Here is a 17,259-nt window from a genome sequence, read left to right on the forward strand (position 1 = left end):
CAGGCTCACTCCTACAGTTTAAGCGGGTGTTGTCAGAGCCAGTAGCTCACCGCGTACCAGCCCAGCAGCCCCATCACCACGGTGTATGGCAACGCCATCCACACCATCCGGCCGTATGACAGGCGCACCAGCGGCGCAATCGCCGAGGTCAGCAGGAACAGGAACGCCGCCTGACCATTCGGGGTCGCCACGCTTGGCAGGTTGGTGCCGGTGTTGATCGCGATCGCCAGAGTTTCGAAATGCTCGCGGCTCATGTGTCCGGAGAGGAAGGCCTGTTTCACTTCGGTGATGTAGATCGTGGCGACGAACACGTTGTCGCTGATTGCCGAGAGCAGGCCGTTGGCAATGAACAGCATGCCCGGTTGTTGATCCGCTGGCAGCGCGAGCACCCACTGGATCAGCGGGGCAAACAGTTGTTGATCGTGAATCACCGCGACCACGGCAAAAAACACCACCAGCAACGCAGTGAACGGCATGGCGTCGCGAAACGCATTGCCCAGGCGGTGTTCGTCGGTAATGCCGGTGAAGGCAGTGATCAACACGATCACCATCAGGCCGATCAAGCCCACTTCAGCAACGTGAAACGCCAGACAGCCAATCAGAATCAACGCCGCAGCACCTTGCACCAGCAGGGCGGCACGTTGACGCGGTGTGCGTTCGGCATTGTCTTCAGCGGCGAAGTTGGCCAGCACGGCGCGCACGTTGTCCGGCAGCAGAGTGCCGTAGCCAAACCAGCGCAGTTTTTCCAGCAACACGCAGGTCACCAGACCCGCTACCAGCACCGGCAGCGAGACCGGCGCGACTTTCTGGAAGAACTCGCCGAAGTGCCAGCCCATTTCATGGCCGATCAACAGGTTCTGCGGCTCGCCCACCAGGGTGCAAACCCCGCCAAGTGCGGTGCCGACTGCGCCGTGCATCAGCAAGCTGCGCAGGAAAGCACGAAACTGTTCCAGATCATCATGGTGCAGGGCCGGCAGGTGCTGGTCGTCGCTGAACTCGCTGTCCTGACGCGGATCGTTGCCCGAGGCCACCCGGTGGTAGACCGAATAGAAGCCGACGGCCGCGCTGATGATCACCGCCGTCACGGTCAAGGCATCGAGAAACGCCGACAGAAATGCCGACAGAAAGCAGAACATCAGCGCCAGAATCGCCTTGGAGCGCACGCCCAGCAAGAGCCGTGAGAACAGAAACAGCAGCAGGTCCTTCATGAAGTAGATGCCCGCGACCATGAACATCAGCAGCAGGATCACCGGGAAGTTGTGCACCAGCTCATCGTAGAGGGCTTGCGGGGTGGTCATCTTCAGCAGCAGGGCTTCGATCAACAACAAGCCACCGGGCATCAACGGATAGCACTTGAGGGCCATCGCCAAGGTGAAAATGAATTCGATCACCAGCAGCCAGCCGGCGGCGACCGGGCCAACCGTGAACAGCACCACGGCATTGAGGATCAGGAACCCGACGAGGCACGCCTTGTACCAGCGGGGCGAGTGCCCGAGGAAATTGTGCGCGAACGCCTGGGCCAGTGAACCGGACATCGGTTGCTCCTTGTATTAAGAAGCGCGCAAGTTGCCGCAAGTGCCAGGCAAGTTCAAGTCTTGGGTATTACTGATTCAGATAACGCGCGACCATGGCCCGGTAGTTGCCGTCCAGTGAATAGCCGCCGACCAGAATATGTCCGTCCGCCTGCAACGCCAATGAGTTGGCGGTATCCAGGCTACGTCCCAGGCGCGTGCGCAGCCAACCGTGGCCGTTGCCGAACTGTGCGTCGAGTTGCCCGTCGGGCAAATAGCGCGCCACGATGAAATCCGCCTCGATACCGCCAATCGTCGCGCCCACTGCGATAATCCGTCCGTCGGCCATGCACTGTGCAGCGCTCCACTGGCAGCCACTGGGGCCGATTTCCAGCAGATGCGGGTGGCCCGCGTTGTTGCGCAGTTCCGGGCGCCCGTTGGGGTGCAGGCTCAACGCCAGGCAGCGGATCGGATCGCGACTGCTGCCAAAGCAGTGCAGATGCTCCATTGATTCGATGATCTGGCTGACCATCGCGCTTTGCCCGTGAGCCTTGAAGGCGAGGAAACCGTCTACCGCAAAGCGCTCGTCCAGGCGCCCGTCAGGCAGATAGCGCGCAACCAGGCCCTCCTGAGGGAAATCAATGGAGCCGGCGACAACGACGCGCCCATCCTTCTGCAGCAGAAGGCTGCTGAGCCAGGTATTGAGCAACAGATGGCGAATCATCACAAAGCCGCGACCATTGAAGCTTGCGTCGAGCGCGCCGTTGGGCGTAAGGCGGATCAGCATGCCGGCATGGTCGGCCAGTTCGAAGTGGTGATTGGCGATCAGCAGAATGTGCCCGTCGTCCTGAACGGCAATGTCGCAGGCTTCTGCACCGGATATACCGGGCGGTAGCCAGATATCGCGCGAACCGATGGACAAATCGCCCGGCAGGCGCACGACTTGTCGGCCGTTGTCGCCAAACGAAGTGTCAGGTGAACCGTCAGTGTTGAACAGGGCGAGGGCGGGCAAGGTGCGATGAGCATTTTCATAGTGCAAGCCGGCCAGCAGGATTCGCCCGTCCGCCAGTACCTGCACTTTTGCGCCCATGGCTTCGAAACCGGGAGCGAATTCGCCGATCACGCTGCCTTGAACACCGAAGCCCAGGTCGGCAGAACCGTCGGCAAGCATCCGCGCGAGCCCGAAACGGCTGCCATCGGCAGTGCCGACCTTGGCGGCCACCAGCACCCGACCTTGCGGGTCCACGGCCAAACCCTGGGTCATGCTGGATACGCTGTCAGCGAAATACACTTGAGCAATGCCGGAGTGGGCAAAATGTCTGTCGAGTTGCCCGGCGTCATTCAGTGGTGTCGGGAGCGCAAAGGCGTTCTCGGTGGTCATGCATGCCTCTCCTTGCGAGTTGACCAGGCCCGATAGGGCGGGTAACTGCATGAGCGAAACATTCAATCCCTGAATACATCGAAGTACAACTGACATAACTAACAGGTGGAGGGTCGCACTGTGCCAGAACAGTGTCTTTTTGAACCAAATGAAAGCGTGACAAGCAATGGCGCCTGACGCTTTAAAAGAAGTTGTACAAAAGTACCGAAGATAAAAAGTAACGGATAACTAAAGATGCAGAGGGCGGATGACGCCAACGTCATCCGCATTGCCCTCTTGTCAGTCAGGCATCGACCACGATTGCAGCAGGTAACCTTCTTCGCTCAGTTCGGCGCGTGCCTGTTGCAGCAGTTGCTCCAGTTGCGCCGGATCGGAGTAGGCGCTGCTCGGAATCTGCTTGCGGCCGATGTGCGAGTTGGTACGGTCGATGACGGTCAGGTTCAGTTCGCCGTTGCCGTCTTGTGGGGCCCAGGCCACGCACTGGAAGGGTTTAAATGCGTGGTTGGCAATCAAAAGAGCTTCGTTGATACGGAGCGGGGCGGTCATGGGGTCTTCTCTCTGTCGTGCCCAATCAAGTGATGTGCCGTCGGTTGGGCTGACCGTTCGGCTGGTTACTTGTACTGATGCACGCAACCCCGTGGCAGGTCACACATGACACAAAGAAATTTCAACTTTATTGCTTATGCTCAGGCAGCAGCCCGTTTTTGAAAGCTGATTGAAAGATTCAACTCGATAGCTGACTAATAAACTTGCTTCTTATAACTCGTTAGCTTGTACATCTATAAGCAATCGATACAAGGCCCTGTCAATTTCTTGCTAATGTTACAGTCGGGTCTGCCAAATGACTGTTTTTACAATAATTTCCTTAAATTTGGCGCCAAGGAACAGTCATGATCGAAGTGCCAGCGTTACGACGTTTATTGGTAGTCGACCCCTGTGACGACTGTCATCGCCTGTTACCCGGTTTGCGTGCCGTGGGCTGGGATGTCGACAGTTGTACCCTGGAAAACGCCGCCGATCGGACATGCGATGTCGGACTGCTGCGACTGCAGCCTTTTCACCTCGAACGCCCCGAAGCGGTCAAGGAACTGATCAGCCGCAGCGGCACCGAGTGGATCGCGGTGCTGAATCAGGAAGTTCTACGGCTGCAGAACGTCGGCGACTTCGTCTGCGAATGGTTTTTCGATTTCCATACTTTGCCGTTCGATGTCTCACGGGTCCAGGTCACGCTTGGCCGGGCGTTTGGCATGGCGCGCTTGCGCGGGCAGGGGACGATTCACATCGATCAGCCTGAGCATGAGTTGCTCGGCGACAGCAAGCCGATTCGCGAGCTGCGCAAGTTGTTGAGCAAACTGGCGCCGACCGAGTCGCCGGTCCTGATTCGTGGTGAAAGCGGCACCGGTAAAGAACTGGTCGCCCGCACCTTGCATCGCCAGTCCCAGCGCCACAGCAAGCCGTTTGTGGCGATCAATTGCGGGGCGATTCCCGAGCACTTGATCCAGTCCGAACTGTTCGGCCACGAGAAAGGCGCCTTTACCGGTGCGCATCAGCGCAAGGTCGGGCGTATCGAGGCGGCCAATGGTGGCACGCTGTTCCTGGATGAAATCGGCGATCTGCCGCTGGAGTTGCAGGCCAACCTGCTGCGGTTTCTTCAGGAAAAACACATTGAACGCGTCGGCGGCAGTCAGCCGATCCCGGTTGATGTGCGCGTCCTGGCAGCCACCCACGTCGACCTTGAAGCGGCCATCGAGAAAAAGCGTTTTCGCGAAGACCTGTATTACCGGCTCAATGTGCTGCAAGTGGTGACCGCACCGTTGCGCGAACGCCACGGTGATCTGTCGATGCTGGCCAACCATTTTTCCCACTTCTACAGCCACGAGACCGGTCGCCGTCCACGCAGCTTCAGTGAAGACGCGTTGATCGCCATGGGCAAACACGATTGGCCGGGCAACGTTCGCGAGCTGGCCAACCGCGTGCGAAGGGGGCTGGTACTGGCGGAGGGACGGCAGATCGAGGCCCGTGATCTGGGATTGATCAGCCAGCATTCGATGACCACGCCCATGGGCACGCTCGAAGACTACAAGACCCGCGCCGAACGCCAGGCGCTGTGCGACGTGTTGAACCGGCACAGCGACAATCTCAGTGTGGCGGCAAAGGTGCTGGGGGTGTCGCGGCCGACGTTTTATCGCCTGCTGCACAAACATCAGATCCGCTAAAAAGAACGCCGTGGGTGCGGCGCCTGTGCAGTGAAGCGGCAGGCGCTGCGACCACGGCGTTCTTTTTGCATGAAAGCCCCGCATCGGCGGGGCTTTCATGCGTCAGAAGTAGTACGGGAATTTCAAGCTGAAGGAGAAGTCCGGGGCGTCGTCGGTCATGCCGATCGACAGGTTGGGCACGATGGTCAGGTTATCCGTGGCGGCAATGGTCATGCCGACGTTGAAGTAACCGGCGTTGGCGTCACTGGACACCACCGATTGCCAATCCTGGCCATCAGGTTTGAGCTTGCTCTTGCGTTGCACCAGATCGGACACCGAGAACGACATACTCATCTTTTCGTTCAGAGCGAACGCAATACCGGCGCCGATCTGGAAGCTGTCACCGATACGGACCTTGCCCGGGGTGGTCTGGTTGACGGTCGAACTGATGTCGTCAAACGACTCTTCCAGATTGTGGGTGTAGGACAAGCTGCCGAACAGCACAGCCGGGTCGAACGTCTTGACCAGCGAGATGCCGGGGGTAATCGACCAGACGCCGTTACCGGTGGGCAAGGTGTCAGGCACGAACAGGTTGGAGTTGGCGTCGGTCTGACGCAGCTTGATCCCGAACGGGTCCTTGCCGGTGGGCGCCTTGACCCGCAGGGTGACTACGGCATCCGGGGTGTTGACCGACTCGTCGAGGAACTTGTACGCGATGCCGAAGTTGACGTCGCCGATGGTCGGATCACGTGATACGTCCTGTTCCGTGGTCACGTTGGACGCACCGCCATTGCCGCCGCCGGACTGGTAGGTCGAATCGCGGTAAACCACCGGCACGTTGACGTCGAACTGCCAGCGGTTGTCGAAGTTGTAGCGGCCGGTCAGGTCCAGCGTCCAGGTGTCGGCCTTGATCCGGTCGAGGTTGATGTTGCCCAGGAAGATCGAGTCCAGGGCCAGGAAGCCGTTGAGGATCAGTTGGCGTGTGTCGTAACGCGAGTAGGTCACGCCGGTTTCGAAGCTGAATTTACCGCCACCGAAGAAGCCGCTGGCTTCATCATAGAGGTTGGACACACTCTGCGCCGGTTGCGAATCGTCGGCCAGTGATTGCCCGTAGGAAGCACCACTGCCCCCGGCTGCGCCCCCCGACGCTGCTGCCGCGCCAACGCCGGGAGCCCCGGTGGTGGTGGCGACTTTTGGATTGCCTTTCATGTCGGCTGGCGACTTGGCCAGACGCTTGGGTTGCGGGGCCGCCGGTTGGTCTTCGACCTGGCGGACCCGTTGTTCGAGCACCGCCAGGGCTTTTTGTTGTACATCGTAGCGTTGCTTCAGCTCCAGAAGCTCCTGTTTCAGGGCTTCTACGTCGGCGTCCGGTGCCGCTTGCAGCATGGCTGCGGGTAGAAGAGTACTCAAACATACAGCGGCACGCAGTGATACTGATCGATACATGAATAAGCCGTCCCTTTAAGCCCAATGATCGAGACTCAGCGTAGTTCAATATCCGATATTGCGTAGTGCCCTGAGTTGAGTCAGGTTGCAGTCCAGTGCGCCGGGGCTGATGCCGTTATTGTTAAGCACAACATTGAGTTGGGTCATATTGTTGACCACATTGGCGCTGCCCAGCAGGCGAGTGTTCTGCAGCAGGCCGCCCTGGGCGACTTGTTGCAGGGCCGTGCCTTGATTCCCCGAGGCTTGAATAGCCATCTGCACGCCACTGCTGGTGGCCGAAACGGCGACGCTGCCGGCGGCATTGCTGGCTCCGATCGTCTGCCCGGCCATCAGTGCCTGACCTTGTGCAGGTACCAGAGGAGGAGGGGTATTGGCTTCCTGAACATTGATCGCCACATTGTTGTTGGCGGTGTTGCCGTCGCCGGCGGCGCGTACGCTTTGGGTCACGCCCTGGCTGCTGTCGAGCCCCGAACCACCGATGACATTGCCAGTGCCCGGAGTCGGGGTGCTGCCATTGCCCTGTTGCTTGATGGTCGAGACATAGAATTCCGGTTTGATGGTGGCGGCCTGAATCTGCATCGAAGTCGCAGCCCCGATCAGATCACCGCTGGCATTGCGCCAGGTACTGCTCATGACAATGCCGAAGCTGATGATCCGCCCCGGCATGACATAACGACCGCGTAGCTCGGCGAGCTCCTGGTCCTGGATTTCGATAGGTTTGAACCCTGCATTGGCATAGCCTGACGCGCTCGCTGCCAGGCAGGCGGCGGCCAGCCAGTATGAGGTTTTCATCTGCTGCTCCCGGGACATCCAGTCCCATTCTTTATAATCGGCGATTAAAAGAAGTCGCTCTGTATGAAACCGAAGTCCATCAATTCAGCATCTTTGACAGGGTTGAAAGTATCGAGCTTGTTCTTGGCGGTCAGCGGTGCCGGAGGACTGCGTAGTGCATTGGTTTTGTCGTATCCGGGGCCGACGATGGCGAAGACAATGCCGTTCCAGCCTTTGACAAAGTCATCATGGGAGTAGCGTTTGTGGCCTAGAACCGGGTCTCCGATGTAAACCCAATCCTTGTCCGAACGCTGCAGCACCACGAAATGCTTGTAGCCGCGAATTTCCATCAGTACCACCACCGGGATCGTGACTGCGTCGAGCTTCTCCGGCGGAATCTTGTAACCCCTGGCGCGCATGCCGATGCTTTCTATGTAGCGCTTCATGTCCAGCATGGAAAAACCTTGAGTGCGAACAAGGTCCTGGTCAGCGTTGACCAGCATGCCTTTGATGATGTGCTCCTCATCGACGTCGAGCCAATAGGCCTGGCGCAGTACCGTGGCCAGTGCGGCAGCGCCGCAGCTGAAATCGGTTTTCTGTTCGACGATGTCGGCAAACTTGCGTTCACGGATGCTTTGCACGTTCTTGTAGACGAGTACGCCGCCGGGCAGGGCAGCGACGGGCATCTGGGCAGCCTGGGTCAGGCCGGACAGGCAAAGCAGGGCGATAAAGGCAGTCTTACGCATGATCGATACGCCTTTGCGGACTGAGGAAAAGCCCCGTTTCCGGGGCTTTCGTTTCGATCGCGATTACATGCAGGCTTTGCAACCTGCAGCGATGGACAGCGAGTTGCTTTGTTGGTTGCCAACACCGGAGGCGTTGTTGAAGCCACCGTTACCCGACCAGTTGTTGCCTACGTTGGTCATGCTGGCAGTGTTGGTGACAGGGTTTTTCCAGCCGTCTGGAGTCAGCACTTGTTGAGTGGTTACACCAGCCAGACCGAAGGCACCCACAGCTTCGAAGGTAGCTTTCTGATCTTTGCTGCCGCCATTGCCGCCATGGCCTTTGTCGTCATTGCCGTAGCCGCCACCGCTGTGGCTGTCACCTTTGATGGTCGCTTCGCCCACGGCGCCGAATACGCCGACGGCGGCGACAGTGCCAGTGAGGGTGTCTTTCTTGAAGGTCTGAGTGCCGTTGTTGCCGACTTGCAGACCGGTAGTGCTTTGGTTGGCCGCTGCTGCAGCTTGCGCTACACGACCACCGGACACGGCGATTGCCAGGTTGTTTTTCTGTTGGTTGAAGTTGCCGGCAGCGTTGTTCACGCCGATGTTACCCGAGCCACTGTTGCCGACGTTGTTCATAGCGGCGTTGTTAGTGCTGGAGTAGTTGCCAACGGTGTTGTTGCTGTTCACCTGAGTAGCGCTGGAAGCAGACACCGCAGAGCCGAAGATGAAGCTTTCGTCAGCGGTTGCCAGAGCAGCGGCGTTGTCTTGTTGGTTGCCGTCGCCGGCCACGTTGTTTGCACCGATGTTGCCGTTGGCGCCGTTGAGCGAGCCACTGATGCCGGCGTTGTTCTGGGTGCCCTGGTTCAGGACGGTATTACCGCCGTTGTTTTGCACGTCGAGCACTGCGGCACCGGCACCTGCGCCGATTTGCAGCAGCTCTTCCAGGGTTGGACCTTTTGGTGGAGGAGGGTTGTGACCGTGACCACCATTGTTACCATGATCGTTGCCGCCTGCTTGAGCCGCCATTGCCATTACTGCTGCAAGAGCGAAAACCAGTGGTTTGAGAGCCATTGTAGTTTTCATGGTGTTTCTCCGTCGTGCTTATTAGTTGGTTAAGTGTTGGTACTTTCTAATTGCACTGCTTCTTGTTTGGGTCAGTCAGCGACCCGGATGCTCAGGGTGTTAGCCATACGGTTCCCCACCCCGGCACTCTGGTTCACCTGAATCACCCCTCGGCTGCCGGTGAAGGCCTGATCACTTGTCGTGACCTGGCGACTGCCGGGTGAGGTGCCAGTTGCTCCTGAGCTCGGTAAAAGCGCCACGTTCTGTTGCGACAGGGCGCTGTCGTCAACGCTTTGCGGGGCAGCACTGATGCTGACGCGCGTCACGTTGGCCATCTGGTTGTTGGCCCCGGCGCCCTGGTTCACGCCCAGGATTCCGTTGCCATTACTGAAAGAGTTACCGCCAATGGTGGCGCTGGCGTTCATCGACGGATTGGCAGGTGTATCGAGCTTTTGCCTGACGATGGTTGAGGCGCTGGCGTTGGTGCCGATAGCGATTGCCTTGGTATTGGTCTGTTGCATCTGGTCGCCGGCTGCCTGGTTGACGTTGAAGTTGCCGCGGTACTGCACACCGGTGTCCTGAATGTCTGCGTTGTTCACTGAACTGGGATCGGCCATCACACTGGCGCAGCCGAAGAGGGCAAGCAGCAGAAGGGAACGATTCATTTCATTGGCCTCCAGCCATGCGGGTCAGCGGTGCCAGACCGGTGCTCAACGAGCGATTGATCGTGTTGGAGATCGTGCCGCCACCCCCGCCACCGTGACCGGCACTCATGCCTGGCAGGCCGTTAGGGTTGGTCAGAACGTTCATGCCGGGCATGTCCGAGTTCGGTGTGATGATGTTGCTGCGGATCGAGGAGCCGCTGGCTACACTGGCGAAGTCACCGTCATTGAGTTCGGTGCTGTTCATCGCTTGATTGATTCGATCGGAAGGATTGGCATTGACCGTGGTCGGGTAGGGGTCTTTGCCACCGCTGCGTCCGATGGGAATGGGCTGGACGTCGCGGTTGAGAACGATCACGCCATTGCCTTCGGCCTGAACGTTGAAACTGATGAATGTGCTGGCTGCTGATCCGATCAGCAGAAGGCAGGTCAGGCCTTTATTGAAGTTCCCCACGGCGGCAATTCCTTCTTCAGTGGGCTGGCTCTTGTCAGCGTTGGGAAGGAGAGAGCGAAAGCTGTGCCGGTTTTGAGTTGTTGTTGATTTTCAACGGGTTGGCGATGAGCCGTGTGGCGCTGATACACAAGCTGTTTCAGCGCTGAAACAGTCAGGCAGGCAACCACCCGGTCAATGTCGGCGCAAAGCTCTGGAACAAGGGTTTGCCGGGGACTGTTTCACGCGCGTAACAGATATTCTGACAAAACGATGAAGGCCATTGAAATGGCTGCTTTGCGCTGGAGTGGGTGTTTCAGGAATGGACACTTGTGCCCCGAGAGGGGCTGTTCGCCGGGTCAATCAGCCAATAAATCAGCGACCGCCTCGAAAGCCTGCGCGCGGCGCTCATCCCAGTTGCCCTGAATGATCTGCAGCGTTTGCCCATGCTGTTCAAGCCAGTCGCGGGTGGCTTGAAAGAACGCCATGCGCTCGCTGAGTTGCGGTTGGCAACGCTGGCCATCGTCGGTCCAGTCGATCTGCTCCGGCGACAACACCAGGTGCAGGTCGTAATGCCGCGCCAGCAGTTCGGGTTCCAGCCATGCCGGGCAGGCGCCAAACAGAGTCTGGCTCCAGAGGATATTGCTCAGCAGGTGGGTGTCGAGAATCAGTAGTTCGGGGCGCTGCGCCCGGGCCTGATCTTCCCACTGCAACTGCCCACGGGCGATGTCGGGGATGTCGTTGAGGCAGGTATCGCGCGGATTCTGTTCGATGAACCAGCGCACGTATTCATCCACCCGCAAACCACCAAAGTGTGCCTGAAGGCCGGCCGCCAGCCAGCTCTTGCCCGTGGACTCCGGGCCGGTCAGGACCACGACCTTCATGGCTGCAACGCCGGATCGGCGCGCCATTCACGCCAGCCTTGCAGCGCAATCAGGGTGAACAGGGCATACAGCGCGGCGGTGAGGTAAAGCCCCTTATAAAGAAACAGACCGACGAAAATCACGTCCAGCACGAACCACAGCGCCCAGCATTGCAGGCGCTTCTGCGCCATCCACAATTGCGCGACGAGGCTGAACGCCGTCAGTGCGGCATCGAGCCACGGCTGTGCGGCGTCGGTCCAGTGCGCCATGGCCGCGCCGAGCAGCAGACTGCCGAGGGCGCCCGCGCTCAGGCCGAGCAGGATCGAGTGCCGGTCCAGACGCGTGACGTCGCGCCCGTCGTGCATTGTTCCGGCACGGGTCCATTGCCACCAGCCGTAAACTTGCAGTGCGGCGTAGATCACTTGCAGCAACATGTCCGAATACAGCTTCACGTCATAGAAGATCCAGCTGTACAGCAACACCATGACCAGGCCGATCGGCCAGCACCACGGATTCTGTTTGACCGTCAGCCAGACGGCGATCACGCCGAGGGCGGCGGCAAACAGTTCAAGCCCGGACATGTGGCTTCCTTGGAGGGAGTTGAGGAGGGAGCGGATTGTACCCAAAAACCTGTTGGAACGAGCCTGTTACCGATTTTTACGGAACCGATTAACCCAGTGGGAGCGAGCCTGCTCGCGAAAGCGGTGTACAGCCACATTGAGATTGACTGACACGACGCCTTCGCGAGCAGGCTCGCTCCCACAGGTTATGGCTTAGACGCGGAACTGGCGCAACAACTGGTTCAACTGCTCACTCAACTGCCCAAGCTTGACGCTCGCTGCACTCGACTGCTCCGCCGCCAGCGCCGTGCTGTGGGACAGGCCGGCCGCCTGGGTGACGTTCTGGTTGATGTCCTCGACCACATGCGCCTGTTGCAGCGTGGCGCTGGCAATCGAGGCGTTCAGGCCGTTGAGATTGCGCAGCGCCTGGCCGATGGCATTCAGGCTGGCGCCCGCGAGGCCGGCCTGTTCGATGGTCAGTTGCGAAGCCTTGCTGCTGTCGCCGATGACCTTGACCGCCGCTTCGGAGTGATTCTGCAGGCGTTCGATCATGGTCTGGATTTCCGCCGTCGACTTTTGCGTGCGCTGTGCCAACAGGCGAACCTCGTCGGCCACCACCGCAAAACCCCGACCCTGTTCACCGGCGCGCGCCGCTTCGATGGCTGCGTTGAGCGCCAGCAGGTTGGTTTGCTCGGCAATCGAACGAATCACTTCCAGCACACTGCCGATCTGCGTGCTTTCCGCCGCCAGCGTGCGAATCACTTCGACCGCCTGATCAATGGTTCCGGACAACTTGTCGATCTGTTGCAGGCTGCCGTCGATGTTGATCTGGCCCTGTTGCGCCTGAGCTTCGGCATCGCGCATTTCAGCGGCGGCGTGCTCGGCATTCTTCGCTACATCCTGCACGCCGTAGGTCACTTCATTGATCGCGGTCGCCACCAGCTCCATCTGCTGCGATTGCTGCTGGCTGCGTTGCTGGGCCTGGGTGGCATCGTTGCCCAGTTCGCTGGACGACTGGCCCAGTGCGCTGGCCGAGACCTGCAAGTCACCGATGACCCGGCGCAATTTGGCGGTAAAGGCATTGAAGTGATGGGCCAGTTGCGTGACTTCGTCCTGGCCGTGAGTGTCGAGGCTGCGGGTCAGGTCGCTTTCGCCGCTGGCGATGTTGGCCATGGCGTTCACGGTTTCCTGCAGCGGGCGCACGATACTGCGGGCAATCAAAATCACCAGCAGGGCCATGATCACGGCAATCGCCAGACCGATCACCGTCGCCTTGATCACCTGGCCGCGAAACTCGCTCTGCACATCATCGATATAGACGCCGGACCCGAGCACCCAGCCCCACGGTTCGAACAGTTTGACGTAGGAGGTCTTCGCCACCGGCTCGCTGGCGCCGGGCTTGGGCCAACGGTAATCGACCATGCCTGCGCCCTGGCTTTTGGCGATCGCAACCATTTCGTTGAACACCGCGAAACCGTCCGGATCGCGGATCGCCGAGAGGTTCTGGCCCTCAAGCTTGGGATTGGTCGGGTGCATGACCATCACCGGTGTGAGGTCGTTGATCCAGAAGTAGTCGCTCTGGTCGTAGCGCAAGCCACGGATGGCGGTCAGCGCCTGCTTTTGCGCGGCGTCGCGGGTGAGGGTGCCGGTGGTTTCCAGGTCGTGGTAGTAGGTCAGCAGGCCGCTGGCGGTCTGCACCACATGCTGGGTTTTCTGCGCCTTGGCGTGGTACAGGTCATCGTGGATCTGCTTGAGCATCAACACACCCAAGGTCAACAGCATGACCACGGCCACAACCAAGATGAGCCACAAGCGTCGGCTGATCGACACACTGCGCAAGCTGTTCATAACGCTGTCACTCCGATTTCTTTTTCTTGTAATAAATCAACGCCAGCATCCAACCACGTTTCGGTGGTCGGGCATACGCGACCCAAGTCGTATAACGCCGCAGCACTATTAAGGCTTGTCTGTTAGGATTTCGGCCCCGCGCATGAAAACCTGAATCCAAGTTGATATTTCACGGAATTTTGACCGTTTCGTGTGGATCCTGTGCGCGCGGAATCGGTACAGCAACAAACAGCTACGCTGAACGCAGTGAACGTTAGAAAAATATTATCGGGGCATGCCGGCGTGCATCGCTCTTTGGGGGATTGATGGATCTTTGGACCGCCTTGCAGGCACTGATTCTTGGAGTTGTAGAGGGGCTGACGGAGTTTTTGCCCATTTCCAGTACCGGACACCAGATCATTGTTGCCGACCTGCTCGACTTCGGCGGCGAACGGGCCATGGCGTTCAACATCATCATCCAGCTCGGCGCGATCCTGGCGGTGGTCTGGGAATTTCGTCGCAAGATTCTCGACGTGGTGATGGGCTTGCCGACCCAGCCGAGTGCGCGGCGCTTCACTGCCAATCTGCTGATCGCCTTTCTGCCGGCAGTGGTGTTGGGGGTGATATTTGCCGATCTGATCCACCAATACCTGTTCAACCCGATCACCGTTGCGACCGCGCTGGTAATCGGCGGGGTGATCATGTTGTGGGCCGAACGCCGGCAGCATGAGGTACATGCCGAAACCGTGGACGAGATCACCTGGAAGGACGCGCTGAAAGTCGGGTTCGCCCAGTGCCTGGCGATGATTCCTGGCACCTCGCGCTCCGGCTCGACGATCATCGGTGGTCTGCTGTTCGGCCTGTCGCGCAAGACTGCGACCGAGTTCTCGTTCTTCCTGGCCATGCCGACCATGGTCGGTGCGGCGGTGTATTCCGGTTACAAATATCGTCATCTGTTCGTGCCGGCAGACTTCCCGGTGTTCGCCATCGGTTTCATCACCGCGTTCATCTTCGCGATGATCGCCGTGCGCGGTCTGCTCAAGTTCATTGCCAGCCACAGCTACGCAGCGTTCGCCTGGTACCGGATTGTCTTCGGACTGGTGATTCTGGCGACCTGGCAGTTCGGCTGGGTGGACTGGTCGGCGGCCAAGGCATGAGTGATTCACGCGCGCGTCGCCCGGACGGACGCCCGTCCGGTGGCGGCATTCAGCATTTGAAACTGAAACTGGCGGTGTTGCTGATCGTCTGCGCATTGCCGGCATTCGGCTCGCTGTCGATGTGGCTGCGCGGGATCTCGCTGGTGCCACTGACCGCCTACGGTGTGGTCAGCGTCTTGACGTTCTTCATGTACTGGACGGACAAACGCAAGGCGCGCGCCGATGCCTGGCGCACCCCGGAGAACATCCTGCACGCACTGGAACTGGCGGGCGGCTGGCCCGGCGCGTTGATCGCCCAACAGGTGTTCCGGCACAAGACGCGCAAGGTGTCATTTCAGATTCTGTTCTGGGCGATCGTGGCATTGCACCAGGTGTTCTGGATCGATCAGCTGTTTATCGGCTCGAACCTGCTTTCACTGTTCTAAAGCACCACAAATCCCCTGCAGGAGTGAGCCTGCTCGCGATAGCGGTGTATCAGTCGACATCTCTTTGACAGATACGACGCCATCGCGAGCAGGCTCACTCCTACAGAGATGGTGTCAAAGCAGTAATCCAACCTGGGTTTTCTTCGGCAGCTTGCTCGCCACCAACTGATGCGATCGCGTCAGCAATCCTTGCAGCTCCTCGGCGCTCAGCGGGTAGGGCGGATGCATGATGATCCACTGCGCCCGCGCCAGATAAGGCGCCGGATGAATGCCCGGGCGGTCGCAATGGCCGAGAAACAGATCCTTGTCGACCTTGAATGCCAACGAATCCCCGCGCAGCCCCTGCAAGGCGAACATCTTGTTGCCGGCGATCGAAAACACCCGCACGCCCCCCCATTTGTAATCCTCCTGCGCGCCCGGCAAGGCCAGGCAGAAGGCGGCGACATCCGCTTCGTTCATTTTTCCCTTGGTCATAACAGTCGCTCCCCACACGCATTGAACGATTCGACCAGATGGTCGATCCACGCCCGCACCGCCGGCATCACCCCGCGCCGATGCGGATACACCGCCTGCAACCAGCCGCCAGGCAACGACCACTCGGGCAGCAATTGCACCAGCGCGCCACTTTCGAGATCGGCTTCGCAATACATCATCGGCAGCAGGGTAAAGCCCTGGCCGGCCAGCACACAGGCCTTGCGTACGATGAAGTCATCGATGCCCAGCCGCGCTTCCATGTTCAGTTCGACACTGTTGCCCTGTTGATCGAGCAAGCGTACGTGCACCATACGGTCGGCTTCCAGCGCGCCGAGCACCGGCAGGTTCTTCAGGTCCTGCGGGTGGCTGATTGTTTTGCCTTCGACAAATGTCGGGCTGGCCACCACGACCATTTGCGCCTGGCGCAGACGGCGGGTTACCAGCAACGGATCTTCATCGCCGAGTTCCCGCACGCGCAGTGCCACGTCGAACCCTTCAGCGACCAGATCCACCCGGCGATTGAGCAGCACCACCTCCAGTTGCACCTGAGGGAATTTGCCGAGGAATTCGCTGATCACCCATGGCAACATTTCTCGCGCCAGGCCGGTCGGGCACGACACACGCAAGCGGCCGCGCGGCTCGCTCGACATGCTCGCGACCGCTTCGTCGGCCATTTCCGCTTCGAGCAACATCGCCTGACAGTGGCGCAGGTAACGCTCACCGACAGCGGTCAGGTTCAGTTGACGGGTGGTGCGTTGCAGCAGGCGGGCGCCCAGACGCTCTTCGAGTTCGGCAATGCGCCGTGACAAGCGTGATTTGGGAATGCCCAGCAAACGCCCGGCCGCCGCGAAGCCACCGGCCTCGACCACCTTGGCGAAATAGTAGAGATCGTTAAGATCCTGCATGAAAAGTCCACCGTTCTATCAGTGGGACGAACTATCGCATTGTCGGCGGCTAATCAGCTATTGGTTTCTTCCGTAGGATTGTCTCCATTCCGTCGCCGCCGGCGATTCTTTCCAGGAGATTCCACATGAAACTGCTGCACATCGATTCGAGCATTCTGGGCGACAACTCGGCTTCCCGTCAGTTGAGCAGTCAAGTCGTCAAAGCCTGGCAAGCCGCCGAGCCTGCCGCCGTCGTGACCTATCGCGACCTGGCCGCCGACGCCATCAGCCACTTCTCGTCGACCACCCTGGTCGCCGCCGGCACCACTGCTGAACTGCGCAACGCCGCACAACAGCATGAAGCTGAACTGAGCGCTTCGACCCTGGCTGAATTCATCGCTGCTGATGCCGTCGTTATCGCCGCACCGATGTACAACTTCACCGTACCGACCCAGCTCAAAGCCTGGATCGACCGCGTGGCCGTTGCCGGCCAGACTTTCCGCTACACCGAAGCCGGGCCTGAAGGTCTGTGCGGTGGCAAGAAAGTGGTCATCGTCTCTACCTCCGGCGGCATCCACGCCGGTCAGGCGAGCGGCATCGCTCACGAAGAGTACCTGAAGCTGGTTCTGGGCTTCCTCGGCATCACCGACATCGAAATCGTGCGTGCCGAAGGCCTGGCTTACGGTGATGAAGTGCGCAACAACGCGATGAGCGCTGCTCAGGCGAAGATCAGCGAGCAACTGTTCGCTGCTGCGTAAGCATTGCGTAAAGACCAGCTGCCGTTCAGGTAGCCTCTCAAAAAACTCTGTATTCTGGTTCTGCAAGGGCCAGATGCGGAGTTTTTTGTTTCTGGCTGTTGCATAATCTGGCCCGGGTTATGCAGTCA

General features: G+C 59.3%; 18 protein-coding genes. 4 read left to right on the top strand and 14 right to left on the bottom strand.

The genetic code is table 11. The features are described 5' to 3' along the window. Positions 1-32: 32 nt before the first annotated feature. The 3 genes from nhaB to U862_RS0106055 form a co-directional block, all read right to left on the bottom strand. Positions 33-1,535 (bottom strand): sodium/proton antiporter NhaB, encoded by a 1,503-nt coding sequence (nhaB, locus tag U862_RS0106045; RefSeq protein ID WP_025109542.1) that lies wholly within the window; start codon positions 1,533-1,535, stop codon positions 33-35. A gap of 67 nt (positions 1,536-1,602) precedes the next feature. Next, entirely contained in the window at positions 1,603-2,892 is a 1,290-nt protein-coding gene (locus U862_RS0106050) for a hypothetical protein (RefSeq protein WP_025109543.1), read from the bottom strand. A 279-nt stretch (positions 2,893-3,171) separates the two neighbouring features. Continuing rightward, positions 3,172-3,438 carry a hypothetical protein gene (locus tag U862_RS0106055; protein WP_025109544.1) on the bottom strand — a complete coding sequence of 89 codons (267 nt, stop codon included), beginning with the start codon at positions 3,436-3,438 and terminating at the stop codon, positions 3,172-3,174. A 344-nt stretch (positions 3,439-3,782) separates the two neighbouring features. On the opposite strand from U862_RS0106055, the gene U862_RS0106060 reads away from it, so the two are divergent. Continuing rightward, a complete protein-coding gene (locus U862_RS0106060) occupies positions 3,783-5,108 on the top strand; it encodes a sigma-54 dependent transcriptional regulator (RefSeq protein ID WP_025109545.1) in 1,326 nt (441 codons plus the stop codon). 102 nt (positions 5,109-5,210) lie between these two features. Here the strand turns inward: U862_RS0106060 and U862_RS0106065 are convergent, their stop codons facing one another. From U862_RS0106065 to U862_RS0106105, 9 genes are all read right to left on the bottom strand, one after another. Continuing rightward, positions 5,211-6,533, bottom strand: a complete 1,323-nt coding sequence (locus U862_RS0106065; protein ID WP_025109546.1) for a hypothetical protein — start codon at positions 6,531-6,533, stop codon at positions 5,211-5,213. Positions 6,534-6,578: 45 nt separating this feature from the next. Beyond that, positions 6,579-7,325 (bottom strand): hypothetical protein, encoded by a 747-nt coding sequence (locus U862_RS0106070; protein WP_025109547.1) that lies wholly within the window; start codon positions 7,323-7,325, stop codon positions 6,579-6,581. A 44-nt stretch (positions 7,326-7,369) separates the two neighbouring features. Beyond that, positions 7,370-8,050 (bottom strand): C39 family peptidase, encoded by a 681-nt coding sequence (locus tag U862_RS0106075; RefSeq protein ID WP_025109548.1) that lies wholly within the window; start codon positions 8,048-8,050, stop codon positions 7,370-7,372. A gap of 63 nt (positions 8,051-8,113) precedes the next feature. Next, positions 8,114-9,112: a hypothetical protein gene (locus tag U862_RS0106080; RefSeq protein ID WP_025109549.1), complete on the bottom strand. Its 999-nt coding sequence runs from the start codon at positions 9,110-9,112 to the stop codon at positions 8,114-8,116. Between the two features lie 71 nt (positions 9,113-9,183). Next, entirely contained in the window at positions 9,184-9,756 is a 573-nt protein-coding gene (locus U862_RS0106085) for a hypothetical protein (RefSeq protein WP_025109550.1), read from the bottom strand. 1 nt (position 9,757) lies between these two features. After that, positions 9,758-10,207, bottom strand: a complete 450-nt coding sequence (locus tag U862_RS0106090; protein WP_025109551.1) for a hypothetical protein — start codon at positions 10,205-10,207, stop codon at positions 9,758-9,760. Between the two features lie 335 nt (positions 10,208-10,542). Further along, on the bottom strand, positions 10,543-11,067 hold the full coding sequence (locus U862_RS0106095) for an AAA family ATPase (RefSeq protein WP_025109552.1): 525 nt from the start codon (positions 11,065-11,067) through the stop codon (positions 10,543-10,545). Next, positions 11,064-11,627, bottom strand: coding sequence for a nicotinamide riboside transporter PnuC (gene pnuC, locus U862_RS0106100; RefSeq protein WP_025109553.1), 564 nt, complete (start codon positions 11,625-11,627; stop codon positions 11,064-11,066). Before pnuC ends, U862_RS0106095 begins: the two co-directional genes overlap by 4 nt. A 192-nt stretch (positions 11,628-11,819) precedes the next feature. After that, positions 11,820-13,454: a methyl-accepting chemotaxis protein gene (locus tag U862_RS0106105; protein WP_025109554.1), complete on the bottom strand. Its 1,635-nt coding sequence runs from the start codon at positions 13,452-13,454 to the stop codon at positions 11,820-11,822. A gap of 305 nt (positions 13,455-13,759) precedes the next feature. Between U862_RS0106105 and U862_RS0106110 the strand changes: the two genes are divergently transcribed. Further along, a complete protein-coding gene (locus U862_RS0106110; protein WP_025109555.1) occupies positions 13,760-14,590 on the top strand; it encodes an undecaprenyl-diphosphate phosphatase in 831 nt (276 codons plus the stop codon). Continuing rightward, positions 14,587-15,015 carry a DUF1294 domain-containing protein gene (locus tag U862_RS0106115; protein WP_025109556.1) on the top strand — a complete coding sequence of 143 codons (429 nt, stop codon included), beginning with the start codon at positions 14,587-14,589 and terminating at the stop codon, positions 15,013-15,015. Before U862_RS0106110 ends, U862_RS0106115 begins: the two co-directional genes overlap by 4 nt. 114 nt (positions 15,016-15,129) lie before the next feature. On the opposite strand, the gene U862_RS0106120 is transcribed toward U862_RS0106115, so the two are convergent. Both U862_RS0106120 and U862_RS0106125 read right to left on the bottom strand, forming a co-directional pair. After that, the gene (locus U862_RS0106120) at positions 15,130-15,489 is read right to left on the bottom strand and encodes an MmcQ/YjbR family DNA-binding protein (protein ID WP_025109557.1); all 360 of its coding nucleotides are present in this window, start codon (positions 15,487-15,489) and stop codon (positions 15,130-15,132) included. Continuing rightward, positions 15,486-16,394, bottom strand: coding sequence for a LysR substrate-binding domain-containing protein (locus U862_RS0106125; protein WP_025109558.1), 909 nt, complete (start codon positions 16,392-16,394; stop codon positions 15,486-15,488). Before U862_RS0106125 ends, U862_RS0106120 begins: the two co-directional genes overlap by 4 nt. A gap of 125 nt (positions 16,395-16,519) precedes the next feature. On the opposite strand from U862_RS0106125, the gene U862_RS0106130 reads away from it, so the two are divergent. Beyond that, a complete protein-coding gene (locus U862_RS0106130; protein WP_025109559.1) occupies positions 16,520-17,131 on the top strand; it encodes an FMN-dependent NADH-azoreductase in 612 nt (203 codons plus the stop codon). Positions 17,132-17,259 lie beyond the last annotated feature (128 nt).

It is taken from the genome of Pseudomonas sp. H1h (assembly GCF_000633255.1).
GTDB lineage: Bacteria > Pseudomonadota > Gammaproteobacteria > Pseudomonadales > Pseudomonadaceae > Aquipseudomonas.